This window comes from Faecalibacterium hattorii (genome assembly GCF_003287455.1).
In the GTDB taxonomy this organism is placed as follows: domain Bacteria; phylum Bacillota; class Clostridia; order Oscillospirales; family Ruminococcaceae; genus Faecalibacterium; species Faecalibacterium hattorii.
On the sequence record NZ_PRLC01000026.1, the window covers coordinates 1 to 21,433 of the forward strand.

At 50.2% G+C, this 21,433-nt stretch carries 22 protein-coding genes and 2 pseudogenes; 12 read left to right on the top strand and 12 right to left on the bottom strand.

Going from position 1 to position 21,433, the window contains the following annotated elements:
- Nucleotides 1-116 precede the first annotated feature (116 nt).
- The 11 genes and pseudogenes from C4N23_RS13190 to C4N23_RS13235 form a co-directional block, all read right to left on the bottom strand.
- A pseudogene (locus C4N23_RS13190) lies at nt 117-245 on the bottom strand (Maff2 family mobile element protein); the annotation flags it as partial.
- A 138-nt stretch (nt 246-383) separates the two neighbouring features.
- Nucleotides 384-2,150 carry a VirD4-like conjugal transfer protein, CD1115 family gene (locus C4N23_RS13195; RefSeq protein ID WP_112146575.1) on the bottom strand — a complete coding sequence of 589 codons (1,767 nt, stop codon included), beginning with the start codon at nt 2,148-2,150 and terminating at the stop codon, nt 384-386.
- A complete protein-coding gene (locus tag C4N23_RS13200) occupies nt 2,147-2,611 on the bottom strand; it encodes a PcfB family protein (RefSeq protein ID WP_112146576.1) in 465 nt (154 codons plus the stop codon). The genes C4N23_RS13195 and C4N23_RS13200 overlap by 4 nt, the downstream gene beginning before the upstream one ends.
- A 24-nt stretch (nt 2,612-2,635) precedes the next feature.
- Entirely contained in the window at nt 2,636-3,067 is a 432-nt protein-coding gene (locus tag C4N23_RS13205; protein ID WP_425349599.1) for a DUF3846 domain-containing protein, read from the bottom strand.
- Nucleotides 3,060-3,191, bottom strand: a complete 132-nt coding sequence (locus C4N23_RS14365; protein ID WP_280953133.1) for a hypothetical protein — start codon at nt 3,189-3,191, stop codon at nt 3,060-3,062. The genes C4N23_RS13205 and C4N23_RS14365 overlap by 8 nt, the downstream gene beginning before the upstream one ends.
- A gap of 8 nt (nt 3,192-3,199) precedes the next feature.
- On the bottom strand, nt 3,200-3,649 hold the full coding sequence (locus C4N23_RS13210; RefSeq protein ID WP_112146580.1) for a hypothetical protein: 450 nt from the start codon (nt 3,647-3,649) through the stop codon (nt 3,200-3,202).
- A gap of 59 nt (nt 3,650-3,708) precedes the next feature.
- Nucleotides 3,709-4,635: a ParB/RepB/Spo0J family partition protein gene (locus tag C4N23_RS13215; RefSeq protein ID WP_112146582.1), complete on the bottom strand. Its 927-nt coding sequence runs from the start codon at nt 4,633-4,635 to the stop codon at nt 3,709-3,711.
- Entirely contained in the window at nt 4,592-5,425 is an 834-nt protein-coding gene (locus C4N23_RS13220; RefSeq protein WP_112146596.1) for a ParA family protein, read from the bottom strand. Before C4N23_RS13220 ends, C4N23_RS13215 begins: the two co-directional genes overlap by 44 nt.
- Nucleotides 5,425-6,294 carry a DUF6017 domain-containing protein gene (locus C4N23_RS13225; protein WP_112146584.1) on the bottom strand — a complete coding sequence of 290 codons (870 nt, stop codon included), beginning with the start codon at nt 6,292-6,294 and terminating at the stop codon, nt 5,425-5,427. Before C4N23_RS13225 ends, C4N23_RS13220 begins: the two co-directional genes overlap by 1 nt.
- 125 nt (nt 6,295-6,419) lie before the next feature.
- Nucleotides 6,420-6,782, bottom strand: coding sequence for a helix-turn-helix domain-containing protein (locus C4N23_RS13230; protein WP_181567134.1), 363 nt, complete (start codon nt 6,780-6,782; stop codon nt 6,420-6,422).
- A gap of 498 nt (nt 6,783-7,280) precedes the next feature.
- Nucleotides 7,281-7,568, bottom strand: a pseudogene (locus C4N23_RS13235) (tyrosine-type recombinase/integrase); the annotation flags it as partial.
- A 303-nt stretch (nt 7,569-7,871) separates the two neighbouring features.
- Between C4N23_RS13235 and C4N23_RS13240 the strand changes: the two are divergent.
- The 4 genes from C4N23_RS13240 to C4N23_RS13255 all read left to right on the top strand — a co-directional run bounded on the left by C4N23_RS13240 (nt 7,872) and on the right by C4N23_RS13255 (nt 12,872).
- Nucleotides 7,872-8,564, top strand: a complete 693-nt coding sequence (locus tag C4N23_RS13240) for a response regulator transcription factor (protein WP_015533258.1) — start codon at nt 7,872-7,874, stop codon at nt 8,562-8,564.
- Nucleotides 8,561-9,592 (top strand): sensor histidine kinase, encoded by a 1,032-nt coding sequence (locus C4N23_RS13245; protein ID WP_005936000.1) that lies wholly within the window; start codon nt 8,561-8,563, stop codon nt 9,590-9,592. Before C4N23_RS13240 ends, C4N23_RS13245 begins: the two co-directional genes overlap by 4 nt.
- A gap of 221 nt (nt 9,593-9,813) precedes the next feature.
- Nucleotides 9,814-10,479, top strand: a complete 666-nt coding sequence (locus C4N23_RS13250; protein WP_112146590.1) for an ABC transporter ATP-binding protein — start codon at nt 9,814-9,816, stop codon at nt 10,477-10,479.
- A 14-nt stretch (nt 10,480-10,493) separates the two neighbouring features.
- Complete coding sequence (locus tag C4N23_RS13255; RefSeq protein ID WP_112146592.1) at nt 10,494-12,872, top strand: ABC transporter permease; 2,379 nt, start codon at nt 10,494-10,496, stop codon at nt 12,870-12,872.
- Between the two features lie 224 nt (nt 12,873-13,096).
- Here the strand turns inward: C4N23_RS13255 and C4N23_RS13265 are convergent, their stop codons facing one another.
- Nucleotides 13,097-14,137, bottom strand: coding sequence for a DUF6076 domain-containing protein (locus C4N23_RS13265; RefSeq protein WP_008816376.1), 1,041 nt, complete (start codon nt 14,135-14,137; stop codon nt 13,097-13,099).
- A gap of 302 nt (nt 14,138-14,439) precedes the next feature.
- Here C4N23_RS13265 and C4N23_RS13270 point away from each other — a divergent pair, with 302 nt between their 5' ends.
- The 8 genes from C4N23_RS13270 to C4N23_RS13305 all read left to right on the top strand — a co-directional run bounded on the left by C4N23_RS13270 (nt 14,440) and on the right by C4N23_RS13305 (nt 21,293).
- Nucleotides 14,440-14,664, top strand: coding sequence for a helix-turn-helix domain-containing protein (locus tag C4N23_RS13270; protein ID WP_005362423.1), 225 nt, complete (start codon nt 14,440-14,442; stop codon nt 14,662-14,664).
- 147 nt (nt 14,665-14,811) lie between these two features.
- Nucleotides 14,812-15,015, top strand: a complete 204-nt coding sequence (locus tag C4N23_RS14420) for a hypothetical protein (RefSeq protein WP_004614949.1) — start codon at nt 14,812-14,814, stop codon at nt 15,013-15,015.
- Between the two features lie 286 nt (nt 15,016-15,301).
- On the top strand, nt 15,302-15,619 hold the full coding sequence (locus C4N23_RS13280; RefSeq protein WP_008816380.1) for a DUF3847 domain-containing protein: 318 nt from the start codon (nt 15,302-15,304) through the stop codon (nt 15,617-15,619).
- A gap of 2 nt (nt 15,620-15,621) precedes the next feature.
- Nucleotides 15,622-17,094, top strand: a complete 1,473-nt coding sequence (mobQ, locus tag C4N23_RS13285; protein WP_074104019.1) for a MobQ family relaxase — start codon at nt 15,622-15,624, stop codon at nt 17,092-17,094.
- A 47-nt stretch (nt 17,095-17,141) separates the two neighbouring features.
- Entirely contained in the window at nt 17,142-17,882 is a 741-nt protein-coding gene (locus C4N23_RS13290; RefSeq protein WP_014079457.1) for a CHC2 zinc finger domain-containing protein, read from the top strand.
- Nucleotides 17,767-19,107, top strand: a complete 1,341-nt coding sequence (locus C4N23_RS13295; protein ID WP_009321442.1) for a virulence-associated E family protein — start codon at nt 17,767-17,769, stop codon at nt 19,105-19,107. The genes C4N23_RS13290 and C4N23_RS13295 overlap by 116 nt, the downstream gene beginning before the upstream one ends.
- A 270-nt stretch (nt 19,108-19,377) precedes the next feature.
- Nucleotides 19,378-19,563 (top strand): hypothetical protein, encoded by a 186-nt coding sequence (locus C4N23_RS13300; RefSeq protein WP_004849804.1) that lies wholly within the window; start codon nt 19,378-19,380, stop codon nt 19,561-19,563.
- Nucleotides 19,564-19,601: 38 nt separating this feature from the next.
- Nucleotides 19,602-21,293 carry a recombinase family protein gene (locus tag C4N23_RS13305; RefSeq protein ID WP_005936058.1) on the top strand — a complete coding sequence of 564 codons (1,692 nt, stop codon included), beginning with the start codon at nt 19,602-19,604 and terminating at the stop codon, nt 21,291-21,293.
- Nucleotides 21,294-21,433 lie beyond the last annotated feature (140 nt).

The following is a 21,433-nucleotide window of genomic DNA, read 5'->3' on the forward strand; positions in this document are numbered from 1 at the left end:
GAGTATCAGTGTGGACGCTTCGGGACGTTACTCCCTCATTTCATCCATCGAAATATCAGTTCTCCAAGATTCTGGACTTCTTTAGTCCTTCAACTTGTGCCTGACCTTTTCAGTCAGGAACGCATCGCACGGTTGTCGTTACCATAGCCCTCCAGCAGATTGATAGCACCCCACACGCCGAGACCGGCACCGAGGGCAACAACCAGAGTCTGAAGAACTTCGATAGCAGAGTTAAAGAATTCCATAGTCGTTTCTCCTTTATAAATGAAAGTTGTAGACCGTCCGTACACACCTGAAGTTACATATTAAAGCCGCAAACTGCGGCGAGAGTGAGCTTGCCGGTGTACCTCTCTGGTCTGGATAAAATAAAACCGCCTACCGGGTCAGGCAGGCGGGAGCGAATCAGCATCAATCACAACAAATTCATCATTGGGATTGATTTTTGTTTTTCGGTTCAGATACTTTTCAATATCGAAGATGTTTTTGGGGTCGTAGTCCGAGGTCAGCTTGTAGTTAGGGTGTTGGGTCAGGTCGTACTTGTCGCTCAAAAACGGGCGTACACCCCGCAGTTGCAAGAGGCACTTGCCGCCGTCCAGCACCGCCAGCTCGTCCCGGCTCAATAATTCGTGCCCCATCTTCTGGAACGTGGTGCCATAGCTGGGGCTGTTGCCACGGGTGTCCGAGGTGTTGAACGCATCAATCGTTTCTTTGCCCAGCATTTCAGACAGGTCTTTCAGGGTGGTCGGCTCGCTGCCGCCCAGAAATATTTGGCTGTCCATGTTGCCCACAATGGTATCTGCGTTGTCCTTGTAGATGGCTTTCAACTGGCTTCTCGCCTGCAAAACAAGGCAGGCAGAGATTTCACGGCTGCGGATGGTCGCCACCAGCTTTTCCAGATTGGGGATCTGCCCGATGTTGGCGCACTCGTCGATCAGGCACCGCACATGGATGGGTAGCTTGCCGCCGTACACATCATCTGCTTTATCGCAAAGCAGATTGAAAAGCTGGGTGTAGACCATGCTGATGAGGAAGTTAAAGGTGGAATCCGTGTCCGACATGATGAGGAACAACGCCGTTTTCTTATCGCCCAGCGTGTCCAGTTGCAGTTCATCGTACATGGTAAGGTCCCGCAACTCTTGGATGTCGAAGGGCGCGAGCCTAGCACCGCAGGAAATCAGGATGGATTTTGCCGTTTTGCCGGCAGCTAATTTGTAGAGCTTGTACTGGCGCACTGCGAAGGAATTGGGCTTTTTCTTGCCCAGTTCCTCAAACAGCAAGTCCACCGGGTTCTGGTATTCCTCATCGTCCTCCAGTACCTGCATGGTGTTCAGCATTTCCAGCAGAGTAGCGAAGTTTTGCTCCTCCACCGGGGCTTCATAATGCAGATAGGCAATCAGGGCGGTGAGCAAAAGACGCTCCGATTTTTCCCAGAATGGGTCCCCGCCGGACCCTTCACCCTTGGTGTTGGTCATCAGGGTCGTAACGAGTTTCAGAATGTCCTTTTCGCTGTGAACATAGGCAAAGGGGTTATAGTGCATGGACTTTTTGAAGTTGATGGTGTTCAGAATCCTGACCTTGTAGCCGTTTTTCAACATCGCGTTGCCACATTCAAGCACGATAGTTCCTTTCGGGTCAGTAACCACATAGGAACTGTGACATTGTAAAAGGTTGGGCTTGAGCCAAAACCGGGTCTTGCCGCTGCCGGAGCCGCCCACAACTAGCACGTTTTTATTCCGGGCGTTCTTGGGGTCAGGCGGGCGGTTGCTCATCATCAGCCGTTCTGTTTTGGTCAGGATGATGTTATCGGCAAACTTGGGTGCCATGAACGGCTCAATATCCTTGGCGGTGCCCCACCGGGCAGAGCCGTACTCCATGCCGTGGCGGTACTTCTTGGCGTTTTTGCCACGGAAATAGACCGCCAGCCGTAACCCTGCACCGCAGCACAAGCCCACCAGCAAGTCCAGAGGGTGCAGGCTGGGCAGAGGATTCGCAAATGCCAACGGAACAGTACCCATCATGGACATGATCTTATCGCCCAGCTCTTTGCCCTCGGAAAGCCGCCATGCTTCACCAAAGTTGGTTGCCACCAGTCCCAGCAAAATATAGGGCAGATACAGTGCCAGCAGCTTTGTCAGCTTTTTCGTGGTCACAGTCCACGCTCCTGTTCCTTGTGCCGGACTTTTCCGGGGAGTTCTGCCGCCGCCTGCACCAGTTCCTGCAACCGTGCCAGTACCGAGGGGCGTTTGTCCTTATTCAGCAGAGATGCCGAATATTCTTTGAAAGCTGAATTGAAGGCTTCTGCGTCCGGGGCTTTGAAAAAGACCAGATACCGGGGCGGCACCTCAGAGCTGTCCTTGCGGATAGCGTAGTCGATGCCGTACTTTTTGGCATAGCGTTCCAGACCACGGATGCCGGTCTTGCTGATCTCCACGCTGGACACACCCCGGTTTTGCCGCAATAGGGTGCGGACGCTCTGCTTGCCTTGGGATGCTTTGGACTGGTACAGCCGAAACGCCGCTTTTACCGCCCGGAGGACAGTCCGGGCGGACAGCTTTGTGGTGGAGATCATAATGTTGAATGACTTCTGTTCGATTTCTTCCTGCACTGCCATCACCTCCCGTGCAGCAGGGTGATTTTAGCGGTCATACTCTGCCGGAGGCTTGGTGCGGGGCTTTTCTGCGGGAGGTTCATCAGGCACCGGCAGCACCAGCAGACGGTTGCCCAGTTTCAGAAAGGCTTCTGGCTGATGAAAAAGCTGCTCGTACTTCTGCGCCAGTTCCGGGGTCAGGGATGCAAAATCCTCCTCGCCCAAACCCACCACCAGAAAGTCTCCGGCAACGGCATCATACATTTCTCCGTTTTCATCCCGAAGGGCACGGTTCAGGGGCAGTCCCATGAGCTTGCCATCGTCATTGCAGATGATAGCCACCGGGTCTGCAAAGGGGTAAACAGCAGCAATCGTGCCGCCCACCGCCTGCTGCAAAGCCTTCAGGTCGTTATCAATCTCGACCTGCTGCGGATACTGTCCCGACGCAATTTTCAGCACCGACAAGGTGTTTTCAGCCATGCGAATCCTCCTTTCTGTTCAGCCCGATTTCGCCGCTCCGTGCCGCCTGCATCAAAGCTGCCGCGAAGAAGCCGAAAATAGCACCCGCTTCAAAAAAAGCGAAACCGATAAAAAAGTTCAGCATAGCACACCTCAGTCGATGCAGATGCAGGTCAGCTTCTGACCATCTGCCATCAGGGTGGTGCTGTGACTTTCCAGATAGGTCTGAAAGCGATAAATATCCTCCACCGTCAGGGATACGATGGTGCTGTGCCCATCGGTGCGGTAGAAAATGACCGGGCCGGTCAGATACCGCTTGCCTGCCAGCTTGAGGACCTGCGCCGGATTGTAGCTGATAAACAGCGGCGCACCCTTCACGAAAATCAGGGCATCGTCCTCGTCAAAACAAGGCAGAACGAAAGGGGCATCCTCCTCCATGATAATGGTCAGCTCCATGTCGGGACCGATGGCGGCAAGGTACACATCCTTACCTGCTGCCTCGGTCAAACAGGATGCCGCCTGCTTCAGCATGGTCAGGATGTTCACATCCACCGTGATCTGCGGGGCGTGAGTTGCGGAGTGAAAAGGAATCGTGTTGTTCATAGGCGTTACCTCCAAATTTTTGCAAACAAAAAAGACCCCATCGGGTCTTGCGTTACGGGTCAGCGTTCGTTGTGACGCTGCTGTTTTCTCTGCCACGCATCCAGAAGTTGAATAATTTTTTCTTCCATTTGCCGAGGCGTATAGCTGCGTGGAAAGTATTTTCGCAGGATGTCGTTTTTGATAGTTACGGTGTCCTGCTCACTCTTCTTTTCTTGCCCCAAAATATCAAACGCCTTTTCATAGGTGAACTCACCACACTGCGCCATCTTCTTTAGTTGCTGAGCCTGCGATACAGATGGGGCATTTTGGGTACCATCCATGGCTTCTAAAAAAGCCCGCTGTTGGCTTTCGTCCAGATAGGACAGTTCCACAGCGGGATTGAAGGAGATCTTCTTTTCGTCTACCATGTCCAGCAGTTCCGGGACAAGGTTTGTCAAGCGGATGAAACGGCGAATAGTATCTTTACTTACCCCAGCATCATCGCCAACTTTTTCGACGGACAACTTCTGCGCAACTTGCGTAGAAGTTAAATCTGACCTAGCACCTTGATTTTTTATTGCGTCCAGCTTCATTTTGTAGGCAAAAGCCCTCTCACTGGGCAGGATGTGTTCACGTTGGAGATTGCTGTCCACCATCAATATCACAGCAGCATCGTCCGACATCTGCCGCACGATAACCGGCAGCGTGTCCAGCCCGGCAAGTTTAGCCGCATACTGGCGGCGGTGCCCGGAGATGATCTCATAGCCGTCACCGTCCGGGCGGGGGCGGGCAATCAGCGGAGCCAGCACACCGTACTGTGCGATGCTCTCCACCGTCCGGGTCATGGCTTCATCATCCAGCACCTTGAAAGGGTGGTTGGTGAAGGGGTGCAGGTCGTCAATGGAAATCTGCTGTACCTGCTCCCGCTGTTCCTCCTGTCGGTTTTCCTCGGTGGAAAAGAGATCATCTAGCCCTTTCAGAGCTAAGTTTCCGCTGTCGATCGGCATCCGCCAGCACCTCCTTTGCAAGAGATTTGTAGGCCTCTGCCACCTTGCCCTTTGGGTCATAGGCAAAGATGCTTTTGCCTGCCGCACTGGTTTCTGCCGCACGGACGGAGCGGGGAATGGTCTGTTCAAACACCTTCAGGTGCTTTCCGTATGCCTGCCGGATCAGATTGCTGATCTGCTTTCCGTAGTTGGTGCGGCTGTCGGTCATGGTCAGCAGAATACCCTCGATTTTCAGCTTCGGATTGATCTGCCGCCGGACTTTCTGCACCGTCTGCAAAAGCTGTTCCAAGCCCTTCGCAGACAGGTACTGCGCCTGCACAGGAATCAGGGTGGTGTCCGCCGCTGCCAAGGCATTGACGGTCAGCATCCCAAGGGAAGGAGTGCAGTCCAGCAGAATGAAATCGTATTCATGCTTTGCCCCTTCCAGCACCTGTTTCAGCATCTTCTCCCGGTTCATGCAGTTGACAAGGGAAACTTCCCGCCCTGCCAGTTCAATGTTTGCCGGAATCAGGTCAACGCCCTCCGCATGGTGCAGGATACCTTCGCCGGGCGGAATGCTCTGGTCGTTCATGGCTTTTGCCATCAGGGTGGAAAGGGTAGTGGGCAGTTCATCGGGCTGCTGCCAGCCCATGCTGATGGTCAAGCTGCCCTGCGGGTCAGCGTCCACCAACAGAACTTTCTTGCCTTCCATTGCCAGTCCGATGCCTAAGTTTTCACAGGTAGTGGTCTTGCCTGTGCCGCCTTTCTGGTTGACGATGGCAATTGTGGTTGCTTTCTTTGAAATTTTTATCACCTCCGCATCGCTAAATCGTGATTGGTTTGGCTTTGATAGGAAAGCTGCATCGTGGTGGGTGCGTTGTACAGAGAAGCAAGCAGATACTGTTTCATGTTTCGGATCGGGCTGCTGTTCTCTGCAAGGCACTTCAGCACAAAACGGATATGGTCGGCGTTCAGCTTCATAAACCGGCTGCGTACCACCTCGGCGGGCTTATCGTCCCCGGCAATGCGCAGCAGTTTACGGTTGGTGGCACAGGTGTCCACCAGCAAATCTACGATCTGATAGATGGTGTCCTCATCATCCGGGCAGAGCCGGAGCAGGAGTTCCACCTCCAAAGACTGAGAAAAATATTCTTCCAGTTGGGTGCGTTTGCTCATCCCATCCGATTCTTCAGAATAGAAAGGATCAGTCTCACTCAGTTCAGTATCATTCTCTTTAGTCTTATTACATCGTGATTTTGAAGGGTCTTGACTTGCGTTTTTGAAGCCTCCAGAATCGTGAAAATCACGATTCTGGAATATTGATTTTGACGATTCTGCTGAAAAGTTCTTCACATATACCAAACTTGGCTTTCCCAGACCTCTGCGTTTTCGTTCAATCAGACCAAACTTTTCAAGTTCCCGGAGCAGCTTGGTCGCTTTGTTGTCTGCGCAACACAATGCCCTCTTGACATCCTCTATCGTGAAGATGATGAACACCCGGTTCCGCTCGTCCAGCCAGCCGTTTTTCACAGACAGACTCATGCGATCCAGCAGGATGCCGTACAGGGTTTTGGCATCCGTGGACAGATTTTGAAATCGCTGCTCCTGAAAAAGAGCCTTTGGAATGCGGTAGAAGGAGAACAGCTCTCCGGCTTGTCCGTAAAAGTAGTCAAGGGTCATGTGGCTTTTTCAACGTTTTGCTCCAGCTTGTGTTCAAAAAATCGACCGCCTTTCGTTTGAAAATAAAAAGCGCACTCTTTTCTTATTGAAAAGTGGTGCGCTATGTAATATAATGGCTGTATAATTTAGCTATCCAAAAGATAGTCGATGAGATATTCTTTCGGAATCATGAAAGATCGTCCGACTTTCAGGCAGCGAATTCTATGTTGATGGATTCTTCTGATGATGGCAGTCTGGCTTTTGAAACCGAGTAAAGTTGTTGCTTCTTCGACAGACAGCACATCAGGATAGTTCACAAATAATTTTTTATAATACTCTTTTGCTTGATTTTGATTCATTATCCTTGACTTTCCTTTCGTTTTGTGCCTAAGCAGAGGAGCGTTTTGCCCTGCATCCCTCCTGAACATCCCTCCAATTTCCTTTTGGGCGGTCCAAACCGAAAAAACAGAGTAGGGGGAAAACGCATCGAAAAATCGTGGATATTCCAAATTATTGTTCGTTGAGGCGTGAATTTTGCCTTTGCACAGTGGGAACCAGATATCACTAAATATCACTGGATGACACCAGATGGAAGATGAGGACAAAAACTCAAAATCCCTTGTGCTAATAACACGTGTGGGTTCGACCCCCACCACCGGCATAAAAAGGAAGCCCTCCAGCTTGTCTGGGGGGGCTTCCTTTTTATCTGCGGCGTGTGAGCGGGTCGAACAGCACGACCCTGCACAGCAGGGGAGCAATCAGCCCTGCGGGCTGTTGCTCAGTGCGCGGGAGACCCCCACCACCGGCATAACGAAGGACCCTCAGCTTTAGCTGGGGTTTTTTTGCTATTCTGCGTTGAGGCGGGTCAAACAGGGCAGCGGCTCGCAGACCGCCAGCAATCAGCACCGCGGGCTGTTGCTTAGCCCACGGGAGTCTCCACCATCGGCACTAAAAAGCAGCTTGAAATCAAAAGATTTTAGGCTGTTTTTCTTTTTCTACTCAGTTTCTTATACTTTGGTGTTTTCTGGGAAGATATTGACGATTGCATTCGCCGAGGATACCTTGCTGGAAAAATCCAAATGTGTATAAATGTTGCTTGTTGTGCTGATGTCGCTGTGACCAAGCCACTCCTGAATCTCCTTCAGGCTCACGCCATTGGCATAGAGCAGACTGGCACAACTATGGCGCAGATCGTGAAAGCGGATACGCTTCATCTGGTGTGCTACCAGAAAATCTGGGAAATGCTGGCTCAGGAAATCGGGCCGAATCCGCTTTCCCATCGGGTCTACATTCACTTGTAGCTTTCTCTGAACTTCTCCGTCACTATGGCGTCGATGTCAGTGATAAAGGAATCAGCAAATGGGAAAAAGGAGTTTCCCATAGTTAAAGATACCACACCAAATATGATGAACCCACGCTTATACACTACCAGCTATAATAAACCGCAAGGACAGCAATTTGATGATACTGCTGTCCTTTCTTTTATAAAATTGCAGTACACATAAAAAAGCTGTAAAATGATAAATATATTTGTCCTTGTAACAATTCTCGGACATTTGCCTGTTATACTATCTGCAAAAAGCAAAGGAAGTGAGAATATGGAGCAGATTTTAATTGTCGAGGACGACAGTTTTTTGAATAAGATGTTAGACTATAACCTGACCGCAGACGGCTACGGCGTGACTTCTGCCCTAAATGCCAGAACCGCAGCCGAAGCCATCCGCCAGCGGGAATTTGATTTAGTGCTGCTGGACATCAACCTGCCGGACGGGAACGGTTTTGAACTGTGCAAGCTGATAAAGCCCCAGCACCCGGACACCATCGTAATATTCCTGACCGCCAACGATCAGGAGAGCGACCAGATACGGGGCTATGAGGTGGGCGCGGTGGACTACATCACAAAGCCCTTTGTGATCGGGGCCTTGCAGCGAAAAATCAAAGCCATGTTCGCCATGCTGGAACACCACAAACCGGCCAAGGACATTTACGACGACGGGCGGTTGTTTCTGGACTTCTCGGAGCAGACGGCTTCCTTAAACGGCAAGCCCCTGACTCTATCCCCGATGGAGTACAAAATGCTGAACCTGTTTCGTAAAAATCCCCGGCAAGTGCTGACCCGTGGGCAGCTTTTGGAAAAGCTGTGGGATATAGACGAGCGGTTTGTGGACGAACACACCCTGACAACCTCCATCAGCCGTATTCGCAGCAAGATTGAAGCCGACGGCGGCGCACCCTACATCAAGACCGTTTACGGCATGGGGTATCAATGGACGGGAGGCGAGGTAAAATGAAGTTTCAAAACCTCTCGGTAAAGCGGCTGTTTGGCCGGGTGGCAATGGAGCTTGTCCTCTCCATGTCCGGGATCACCATAGCCCTGTTTCTTGTGACAAAACAGATTGCGGTGCTGCTGACAGGCGGGACGCTGCTGCTGTGCGCCCTTGTGGGGATTTTTGTACTGACGCAGGCGTTTGGAAAGCGGCTGTCGCAGTTTACCGCTGACCTGTGCCAGACCTTAGACCACATGATCGCCGGGAATGAAGCGCCCCAGCGGCCAGAGGACAGCGAAACCCAGCTTGCCAGAATCGGACACCGGCTGGCAAGGCTTTACCAGATCATGCAGGAGAACCGCCGCCGGGTGGACGAGGAACGGCAGGAGTTACAGACCCTTGTATCGGATATTTCCCATCAGGTGAAAACGCCGGTAAGCAATCTGAAAATGGCGACGGACACCCTGCTGGAAAAGCCCATGACCGAGGCGGAGCGCACCGACTTTATCCGGGGAATCCGCAGCCAGACGGATAAGCTGGACTTTCTCTTTCAGGCCCTTGTGAAAACCTCACGGCTGGAAACGGGCGTGATCCAGTTGGATAAGAAACCGGGTCGCCTCTTTGATACCGTGGCGCAGGCCATGAGTGGGATTGTGTATGCAGCGGAGAAAAAGGAAATCGCTGTGTCCGTGGACTGCCCGGAGGATTTGACCGTTTTCCATGACAGCAAGTGGACATCCGAAGCCCTCTTTAACCTGCTGGACAATGCAGTGAAGTACACCCCGGCAGGCGGGAAAATCGCCGTGTCAGTGGTGCTGTGGGAAATGTATGTGGAGGTCAAAGTGACCGACACCGGCAAGGGCATTTCCGAAAGCAATCAGGCTGCCATCTTCCGGCGCTTCTATCGTGAGGAAGAAGTACACGAACAGCAGGGCGTGGGCATTGGCCTGTATCTGGCCCGCGAGATCGTAACGCGGCAAGGCGGCTATATCAAAGTGGTTTCGGAGCCGGGCAAGGGTTCAGAATTTTCCATTATGCTGCCGACAAAATAGAATGCGGCGGACGGTCATTCTCGGCTGCCCGCCGTAAGTCTTTTCGCAACAGTGTGCCGATAAAGCTGCCAGTGGCAGTTTTTCGGCGGAAATGTCCGAGCGTTGTAACATTTCACCCCAGATTTTCAATGAAATTTTTTGGCCGCTGTAACATTTCGCGGACATTTGGGTTTTACAATGACCTTATCAACAGGCAGAAAGCCTTGAAAGGAGTTTTGAGTATGAGCGTTTTGCAGACGATTGATCTGAAAAAGTATTACGGCACAAAGCCGAATATCACCCGCGCCCTTGACGGCGTGAACTTCTCTGTAAATGACGGCGAATTTGTGGCCGTTGTGGGAACCTCCGGCAGCGGCAAGTCCACCCTGCTTCACATGATGGGCGGGCTGGACACCCCTACTTCCGGCAATGTGATTGTCCGGGACAAAGAACTGTCGAAAATGAACGACGAACAGCTTACCATCTTCCGCCGCCGCAACATCGGCTTTATCTTCCAGAACTATAACCTTGTTCCTATCCTGAATGTGTATGAGAACATCGTCCTGCCGGTGGAGCTGGACGGGGACACGGTGGATCAGAAGTTTTTGGACGAGATTGTTCACCTGCTGGGGCTGGAAGATAAACTGAAAAATATGCCGAATAATCTTTCCGGCGGCCAGCAGCAGCGTGTGGCGATTGCCCGCGCCTTGATTACCAAACCGGCTATTGTGCTGGCCGACGAGCCGACCGGCAACCTTGACAGTAAGACCAGCGCCGAGGTGCTGGGGCTTATCAAGCGTACCAGTGCGGAGTTCCGGCAAACTGTCGTGATGATTACCCACAACAACGATATTGCCCGCCTTGCAGATCGGATTGTCCGCATTGAGGACGGAAAGATTGTGGAATAAGGAGGTGGCAGGCTATGACATGGCCTTTTGAAAATGATACCAGCGCTATTACAAAGAAGCTGGCAAAGAAAAGTTTGCAAAGCGAGAAGCGCCGGAATCTGATGGTGGTGATCGCTGTTGCGCTGGCGGCGTTTCTGATCTGCTTTACGGGAATTGTGTCTACTTCCCTGACACAAATGCAGCGCAATCAGGTTGTCGATACTTATGAGGCGGTTTGGATGGGCGTAGAGGAAAACGACATTGAAACCCTGAAAGGAGTGCCGGAGTTTGAGCGCGTGGGCGGCTACTATATGCTGGGTGAGGAACTTTCGGAACAGGGCTATCATGCGTCCTATGTGTATTGCGACGCGCAAATGATGGAGATTGCCAAGGCGCAAATGAATCTGTTAGAGGGCCGGGTTCCTGAAAAAGCAAATGAAGTTGTCGTAAGCGAATACTTTCTTTCCACCTATGGAAACAATGCCAAGATTGGGGACACTGTGACCTTAGACACCGAGAGCTTTCATGGTGATTATGTCGTTACCGGCATTATGGACAGCGTAAATGAAAAAGAAGCGAATACCTGCGCTATCATTCTTTCCAACGCTGCCCTGACAGAATGGAAAGGATTTGACCCGGCTGGCTATCGCGCCTATGCTCATTTCAAAAACAGCGTCAAGTTGGACGAAGAACTGATGACCTCTTATTGCAGGGAGATTGCAGAGGAATATCAGCTTTCCATGCCAAAAATGAACAGCAAGTATTTTGCTTATGCCTCTAAATCCTTTGATTTTGCACTAATGGCTGGCGTGATTGCCGTTGTTCTGATCGGCGGCTATATTGTGATCCAGAGTATCTTCCGTATCTCCATCAATGACAAAATCCAGAGCTACGGGCAGCTTCGGACGATTGGTGCAACGCCAAAGCAAATCAAGCGGATTGTAAAGCGGGAGGGACGCAAACTCGGCAGTATCGGGATTGTGATTGGTACAGTGTTGGGCATATGTGGCGGTTTTCTCCTGTTTTCTAAGGGTTTTAACGCTGTTTCCTATGTGGCAACGGTTATTTTGACACTCATAAGCAGTTGGATCATGGTATCTGTTTCCATCCGTAAGCCGGTAAAAATTGCGGCAGGGATTTCCCCGATTGAAGCCGTCCGTTTTACCCCAGCGCAAAAGAATATCCGCAGCCGGAAAAAGAATATCAAGCTCAATCCTGTTTCAATGGGAATTGCGAATTTTAAGCGTGACCGAAAAAAGACCGTTGCTATTGTAGCCTCATTGAGTTTGGGCGGAATTATTCTGCTTGTGGTATCCTCCATTGTTTTGCTGCGTTCTCCAGAGGCGCTTGCAAGACAGTTTTTCCCGGACGGCGACTATAAAATTTATTTGCATTCCGAAGTGGCAAGCGAAAAAGTTATGGCAGCGGGAAATCCATTGAATGAGGAATTAAAGCAGAAAATCTTATCTATTGATGGCGTTACAGATATAATTCCAAGCAGGCAATCTCTCCATGCAACTTATAAAACAGAGATTCATCAAGCTGGTGGTATGTGCGATATGCTGACCGACCAGAATTATGCGGCAGTTGAAGCGGCTCTGACAGAGGGAACCATGCCAACAGATTCCCGTAGTATTGTAATTGACTATAATGTGCTAAAGCAGAATGAGGATATGGGTGTTGGTTCAACGGTTGAGATTTCTTTGGGAGAAGAACAGCCATCCGTTTCTGTTACCATATCGGGGTTATACGCTCCTGCAAAGGTATATTCAGGACATGGCAGGATGCACTTAGATGGGGCAACTCTTTTTGCACCAGAAGCGTTGTTCCACGAACTGCACCCGGAAATCACCTCTTTTGACTATTCATGGAGCATTGTAAATGACGCTAAAAAAACGGACTATGTGGGAGCTGAATTGAAAAATATTGTTGCCAGCCATAGTAATATTGCCTTAGATGAAATCAATACAGTGATTGAATATGAAGAAATGACAAATTCTTTTGCGTTTGGCAGTATGGAGATACTTTCATGGTTGGTATTTCTCTTTGGCGTTATCAACCTTATCAATACGACACTCTCTAACCAGATAGCCCGAAAGCAGGAAAACAGTATTCTGCGTTCTATCGGCCTAACACAAAAACAGCTATGTAAAATGAACATCTGTGAGGGGCTGTGCTATGCGCTCTTTGCAACATTGGCGACGCTGATCGTTGGGCTTCCGGCTTCCATCTTTGCTTGCAGAAAAATGAGTATAGGAGCTTTTGCCGGAAATGTAGTGCCTTACAAATTCCCGGTTTTGGAAATGGGACTGTTCATTCTGGTATTGTTCGGAATGGAACTGATCTTGTCTGTATGGACAATCCGCAGACAGAAAAAGCAATCCCTGATTGAACAAATGCGGGCGATGGAATAACCGTATGGGATCGGCGGGGCGGCGTGTGCTGCCCCGCTTTTTTCGCCATTTCTCAAAAAATTTTTGAAATGTCCGATCTTTGTAACAATTCAGCCTGTTTTTTTGTCGAAATCAAAGGCACCTCGGACATTTATAGTTCTTCCAAAAGTTTGATGATAATATTACCATTCATGGAAGAAGCAATCTGTTATTGCAATAATGCGAAATTGACGATAGAAAGTTTTTCATATCTCGGTCAGCTCAACAATTACATTACTCTGCTGATACAGCCAGTCCGTAAATTCTTTCGGGCTGGCCGTTCCTGTTTTTACAGCCTTTTTTCTCTGTAAGGCTTCTTTCTTAAAGTCGGAAAAGGAAGCCTGTATTTTTTCCAGACGGTCAGCCGGAAAGCCTGCGGTATTTTTTACCCGGTTTATTTTGTTGCGCCAGTTCTGGCATTCATTTTTATAAAGCAGGTCATAGTTATTTTCTCTTGACCTCTCGTCAAATTCCCGCTTGTTTTGAAGCGCCTGTGCTTTTCGGCACTTGTCGCTGCACAGCTCATACCGCTGGCTCTTTGCCAGAAAATATTTTCCACAGACCTTGCACCGCCGGAAGCAAAGCCCCCAGTCATTCAGCCTGTTCAGATAATAGGTAATCAACGGGTAGAGGGACGCATAGGCAGACACACATTCTTCTGTGCGCCGGTTGTCCGGGAACCAGAGGTCAAGCCGGGTATCTTCTGACGGTGCGCCTTTGAAATAAAGGCTGCCAGCTTGAAATTGTTTCGGTTTTCCTGTCTCCCTGTCAAAGCTCATGGTTTCGTTTTGGAATACCCCGGTCAGTCTGCTCATTTTATCCATGAAGCGGTCACAGGCAGCGTTACGGTCACGGGGTTCTCTGGCAAGCAGATAGCTGTTCCAGATACGGAACGCCACATACATTTTCAGAGGGTCGTTGCTAAGATATTTCTCCCAAAGAAATTCGCTTGCCGCCTGCTCCAGCTCCGGCTGTTTCCATCGGTTGGAGTGGAGAGCTTGCCGCAGCGGAGAAAGCCCGTATAAGTTCCAGTCTCTGTCCGTGTCACGCTCAAAGTTTATCAAAAAAGTTCCCAGTGGGCGTGTCATATCACAAAGCACCTCTGCGTTTTGGCTCCCGTTCAGACGGAAGCGGATCTGCTGTTCTTCCCCAATCAAAATCCGCTCTTTCATTTTCTTCCTGTCCAGCGTCAGGACAAACAAAATCCTCTCAAAACATGGCTCATGCCGTATAAACTGATTCTCCATCCCTATCCCCTGCCTTTGTTTATGGTAATTATATAATTCAGTTATATCCGTTACACTCATGGTATCGCAGAATCATTGTTTTGTCAAGGATAGTACGCTATGATGATTGCGGTTGGTAATTTCGTACCGCACAGTACCTTGACAAGTGAATGACCGTCCAAAAGGGATATGACCGGCAGGAGAAGTGACGCATTCGGCGCACCAATGCAGGGAAACACCGCAGGAATGGGGCAGGAAAACGGCTTTTGGGGAGAACGGCAACAGGAAGCATTTTAACCTATTTGATTTATGGGAGGAACAGAATGAACGATAAAAAGAGATTGAACAGCTACGAGGATTTACCGCTGGTTCTGGATGTGGCGGACATTCAGCGGATTATGGGAATTTCAAGAGCGAGCGCCTATGAGCTGGTACACACACCCGGCTTTCCAGCGTTCCGCAGGGGCAGACTTATCAAGGTCAGCAAAATTGCTTTCTTTGAATGGATGGCAAAAGGCTCCGAAACCGTACCGGGAAGCGACAAATAAGCGTGAGGTATCATTCCCTGACTTGCAATACTGCCGCACTTTCCAAAGGGGCATACAGAGGGAAAAAAACTTAAAAATGATACCGAGACGCTACATCAAAACAGCCTATCTGCGTACATCAGATAGAAACGGAGAAAGGAGCCGGTTATGGCAAGAATGAGTAACAAGCGGCGGTTGGAATGGTCTTTCTTCTTAAATGACCGCAGCCGTATCACTTACAACGAACTGTGCCGGAAATGCCAGCACGAATGTAAACAGAGCTTCCGGGCGGTTGTGGTTGACTGCCCGAAGTATCTTTCCAAGCGTTCCAAGAAAAAGGACAAGACTGCCGGAAACGGCAAAATCCCTTAGGAACTAAGGGCGCACTTCTATACATAGTCTAAAGACCATGTATCGTGCGTCCTGCGGAGCTTACCTCTGCCGCTGATAAAATCAGCAATCCGAGGTCTGCGTTCGCTTCGCTCCGACAAGGTGGCTACACCCCCTTGCGCCGCTAAAGCGGCTATCCCCTGTGTACCCGCCGCAAAGAGAAATCCGCTCTGCGGTTTTCCCTTTTCATCGGGTTTTATAGAAGCACTGACACACGGACTGTCTGCGGATGGTCTTTCTTTATCTTATCAGCAAAGGATGTGAGAACATGGAAAAATCTTTGGAACAGTTGAAGCAGGAATATGAAAAAACCACTGTCCTGCTGGAACAGGAAAAACGGAAAATGCAGCGTTTGAAAAACCGGCAGGCGTATCTGGAAAGCGGTTCCCGGAAACAGAGGACGCACCGGCTGATTACCCGTGGGGCAGCTATTGAGAGCATTGCACCACAGACAAAGGAGCTATCCGAAGCGGAATTTTATTCCCTCATGGAAAGCATTTTGAATCTGCCGCAGGCGGAGCATTTCATCCGGTCTGCCACAGAGAACCACGCCCGTATTTCCGGGCAGGAGAAAGGCGGTGACTAAGGATAGCACTTTATCATTTTTCAATCGCACAGATCAAGCGCAGCGCCGGTCAGAGCGCCATTGCCAGCGCAGCCTATCGAGCCGGGGAGCGTCTTTACAGCAGCTACTATGGAGAAGTCAGCGACTACACCAAAAAGGGCGGCGTGATCGCTTCGGAAATCATGCTGCCGCCCCATGCGCCGGAAATATATCTTGACCGGGCGACCCTCTGGAATGCTGTGGAGAACTGCGAGAAACATCCAAAAGCACAGCTTGCCTATTCCTTTGATATTGCCATGCAGAATGAATTGACGCTGGAAGAAAACATGGAGCTGGCGAGGAAGTTCGTACAGGAGCAGTTTGTGACAAAAGGCATGATTGCCGACCTTGCTTTTCACAGCCCGGAGAAAGAGGACGGCGGCATCCCTAACCCGCATTTTCATGTGATGACAACCATGCGCCCTTTGAACCCGGATGGCACATGGGGACAAAAACAGCGTCGGGAATATCTTCTTGATGAAGATGGAAACCGAATCCGGGATAAAAACGGCGATTATATGTTTAACGCTGTCCATACAACAGACTGGCATGAGCCGGAAACGCTGGAACACTGGCGGGAGCAGTGGGCGGCTGCCGTTAATACAAAATTTGAGGAAAAAGGGCTGGATGTGCGTATCGACCACCGTTCCTATGTGCGGCAGGGGCTTGACCTGATACCTACTGTCCACGAGGGAGCTAATGTCCGGCAGATGGAAGCAAAGGGCATCCGCACCGAGAAAGGGGAACTGAACCGCTGGATTAAAGCCACCAACCGGCTCATGCAGGATGTGAGGAAGAAGATCAAAGCCCTGTTTGTCTGGATGGCAGAGGTAAAAGAAGAACTTTCCAAACCGCAGACACCGAGCCTTGCCGACCTGTTGATCGCTTATTACAACCAGCGCAACGCAGGGGCATGGAGCAATAAAGCCAGAACCGGAAACTTAAAGCAGTTTGCCGAAGCCGTCAATTATCTGACGGAAAACAAGCTGCTCACATTAGAGGATTTGCAGGAGCGTCTTTCCTCTGTCAACGAAGAATTTGAAGCGTTAAGCGACTCCATGAAAAAGAAATCTGCCCGGATAAAGGAATTGCAGGAATTGATACGGGAGGGCGAGAATTACCAGCGGCTAAAACCTGTTCATACGGAATTGAACAATATCAAGTTTAAGAAACAGAGGGAGAAATTTGAAACATCCCACGATGCGGAGTTACGGCTGTTTTATGCCGCCCGCCGTATTTTGAAAGAAAAACTGGACGGAAAACCCATTGCCCTGAAAGCATGGAAACAGGAATACGCACAGTTAAAAACAGAGTATGCCGAACTGTCTCCGCAGCACAAGCCACTCCGGGAGGAAGTCATACGGCTACGGCAGGTGCAGAACGCCGTAGATACCGCACTGCGCCGGAGGGAGCAGCCACAGGCAGTACAGAGAAAGAAACATGAGATGGAGCTATGATATAACCGGCAGCTTTACCGCTACCAGTATTTTTATGGAGGGAGCATTTGAATGTATTTGAAGCGGTGAAACAGTCTGTTACCACCCGGCAGGCTGCTTCATTCTATGGAATCCGGGTGGGGAGAAACGGCATGGTCTGCTGTCCATTCCACAATGACCGCACGCCCAGCATGAAAGTGGACAGCCGCTTTTACTGCTTCGGCTGCGGGGCTTCCGGGGATGTGATCGACTTTGCCGCTTTGCTGCATGGATTGGGGAAACGGGAAGCTGCGGTCAGGCTTGCGGAGGACTTCGGCGTTTCCTATGAGAAATCCGGCAATGCGCCGCCAGATAGGAAACGTCACAACAGGTCACAGCCCCGACAAAAATCAGCGGAGCAGAGATTTCAGGAAACGGAACGGTATTGTTTCCGGGTGCTATGCGATTATCTGCGCCTGCTGGAGCATTGGAAAACAGCACACGCCCCACAGCCGCAGGATGCCATCTGGCATCCTCTTTTTGTGGAAGCGTTGCAGAGGATAAGCTACACAGAATACCTTTTGGATATTTTGTTATACGGAGAAATAGAAGAAAAAGCGGCATTGATCGCCGCACAGGGAAAGGAGGTGTTGCGGCTTGAACAGCGAATTTCAGAGCTTGCCGCCGGAAACGCAGGAAGCGGTCAAAAGGACGATGGACACAATGGAACCGGCGCAGACACCGGCAGAAATCCGGGAAACATTAGAGGGGACGCAGAAAGGCGGCGTGAAGAACAGCATCCGAAACTGCCTGACGGTGTTCCAGCGTGACCCTCTGTTTCGCGGGGCGCTGCGTCTGAACCTTTTGACGGAGCAGATTGACATTGTGAAGCCGCTGGGCTGGGAGCGCACCAGTACCACGCTGACCGACATGGACATGAACTACCTGCTTTTGTATCTGGAAGAAAATTACGGGCTTACCAGCGAGAAAAAGGTGCAGAGCGCCATCAAGATTGTTGCCAATGAAAACCGCTACCATCCAGTCAGGGATTACCTGAACAGCCTGCAATGGGACGGCACAGAGCGCATCCGTTACGCCCTGCATCACTTTCTGGGAGCCGATACGGACGAATACACCTATGAAGCCTTGAAACTGTTCCTGATGGGAGCCATCCGGCGGGTATTCAGACCGGGGAGCAAGTTTGAGGTCATGCTCTGTCTGGTTGGTGGTCAGGGAGCCGGGAAATCTACCTTTTTCCGGCTGCTGGCAGGCAGGGACGAATGGTTTTCAGACGATTTGAAAAAGCTGGACGATGAAAATGTGTACCGCAAGCTGCAAGGGCATTGGATTATCGAGATGTCGGAGATGATTGCCACAGCCAACGCCAAGAGTATTGAGGAAATCAAGTCATTCTTAAGCCGCCAGAAAGAAACCTACAAAGTGCCGTATGAGACACATCCGGCAGACCGGCTGCGGCAATGTGTATTTGGAGGGACGACCAACCGGCAGGACTTTTTGCCCCGTGACCGCACCGGCAACCGGCGCTTTCTCCCCGTGACGGTGTACCCGGAACGGGCGGAGGTTCACATACTGGACGATGAAGCGGCGGCGAGGGCGTATATCGAACAGATGTGGGCGGAAGCCATGACGGTTTATCGCAGTGGGAAGTATAAGCTGTCATTCAGCATGGAAATGAACCGATACCTGAACGCCCACCAGCAGGACTTTATGCAGGAAGACACACAGGCCGGCATGATCTACGCCTATTTGGAGGACTACACCGGCGACAGGGTATGTTCCAAGCAGCTTTATGAGGAAGCGCTGGGGAACTTAAATTCCCCGGCAGACTGGGAGACACGGGCAATCTGCGAGATTATGAATACCGGCATTGCGGGCGGCATCATACAGGGCTGGGTAGCCTACAAAAGCCCGAAGCGGTATAAGAAATACGGTTCTCAAAAAGGCTGGGAGCGTGTCAACCAAGCTCCGCCGGAGGGGGACGGTTTTCAGGAAATCACGGAAGAAGAAGCCCGGCAAATGGAACTTCCATTCTGAAAAGCCACCGGTTGACAGTTTGGTTGACGCTTTGGTTGACAGCCGGTTGACGGGGAAAAGCCTGATATTTGGGGCATTTCTCTCCTTTGTCAACCATGTCAACCAAGAAATCAAAGAAAAAGTAAAAAGTAATAATAGAGCGCCTATGGATTGTTTTCAAAGTCTTTTCTGCCGGTTGACACGGTTTGGTTGACACGGAGACAGTCTGCGGCTGTACACCTGTCTGACATTCCCTTGTCGGGCATATTTCATTTATGGAGGTAACTGCCTATGGCAAAAAGCAAAAACGAGAGCAATAACAAAAACAGCGGCACCCTGCTTACCGAAAAAGACGGCACCCAGTATTTTGTCATGGGGAAAGTCCGTATCAAGGTATCGGAGCATTTCGCACAGGATGGGAAGCCGCTTGACAGCCTGCTGGAAGATGTGATCCAGCACGCTGCCGCCGCTTCCTGAAAAAATACGGAATAACGACTGTCAATCAGCCCACGCTTATGATATACTTGTACCAGCGAGTATTGTATAAGCGTGGGTTGTTTCTTTTAGAAGGAGGATTTTTAACCGTGAAACAACCATACAATACAACGATTTATAACACTGCACTATATTTGAGATTGAGCCGTGACGATGAATTACAGGGGGAAAGCGGCAGTATCCAGACCCAGCGCATGATGCTTAGACAGTATGCCGCAGAGCATGGGCTGACCGTTGTAGACGAGTACATTGACGACGGATGGAGTGGGACAAATTTCGAGCGTCCAAGTTTCCAAAGGATGATTGATGACATCGAAGACGGGAAAATCAACTGCGTTGTCACAAAGGACTTATCCCGTCTGGGAAGAAACTATATCCTGACCGGTCAGTACACGGAAATCTATTTCCCCAGCAAGGGAGTACGCTACATTGCCATCAATGACAATGTGGACACCATCAACGGAGAAAGCGAGCTTGCACCGTTCTTAAACATCCTGAATGAAATGCACGCCCGACAGACCAGCAAAAAGGTCAAGGCTGCCATGCACACAAGATTTGCCAATGGCGCACACTATGGAGCCTATGCACCGCTGGGCTATGTAAAAGACCCGGACAAAAAAGGTCATCTTCTGATCGACCCGGAAACACGCTGGATTGTAGAGAAGATTTTTGACCTTGCTGTACACGGGCGTGGAGCCGCCAGCATTACACGGATTCTGGTGGAGGAAAAAGTACCTACCCCCGGCTGGCTGAACTATGAAAGATACGGGACTTTCGCCAATATCTACGCCGGTGCGCCCGCAGAAAAAGCCTATGCGTGGACGATAGCACAGGTCAAGAGCATTTTGAAAGAGGAAACCTACATCGGTCACAGCATTCACAACAAGCAGAGCAACATTTCATTCAAGAACAAGAAAAAGGTGCGGAAGCCGCAGGAAGAATGGTATCGTGTGGAAAATACCCACGAAGCCATCATTTCTGAAGAAGTGTTCCAAAAAGTTCAGGAGCTGATTGCAAGCAGACGCAGGAAACGCAGAAACGGTACGACACAGATTTTCGCAGGATTGATAAAATGTGCAGACTGCGGATGGTCTTTAGCCTATGGGGAAAACAAGCAGAATAAGAACCCATACGGGTACTACCATTGCAGCAAGAACGGGCAGGGATTACGCCAGTGTTCCATGCACTATATCCGCTATGATGTACTGTATGCCTATGTGCTTGCAAGACTGCAATACTGGTCTATGCTGGCACAGAAAGACGAGGACAAGCTGCTGAAACGCCTGCTCAATGCCAGCGACAGGGAAAGAAACTCTGCGAAGAAAAAGCAGGCTGCGGAGCTGAAAAAGGCAGAGAAGCGTAAAGCCGAGGTTGACGGGCTGTTTGCTAAAATGTATGAGGACTGGTCTGCCGGACGCATAACCGAGTATAACTTCAATATGCTGTCCGAGAAGTACCAGAACGAGCAAAAGGAGCTTGAAACAAAAATAAGACAGCTTCACGAAACGATGGAAGCCGCCGTACAGACCGCAGCGGATGCTGAAAAGTGGATTGCCCTGATGAAACAGTATGTCAACCCTGTGGAGCTGACCGCCGAACTTCTGAACACTCTAATTGAAAAAATAACCGTCCACGAAGCTGTCAAGGGCGAGGACGGAAGCCGTGAGCAGGAAGTAGAAATCTACTACCGCTTCATCGGCAAAATCGACTGACCTTTCTTTTTTACCCAACAATATCTTTAATTAAGGGAGACGGGCTATACCACTCCTAGCATTTATCAACTAGTTGCAATCTGCTACGCATTGAACATCAAGGAGGGTCCTTCCTACTTTACAAAGAACTTTCAGAAACC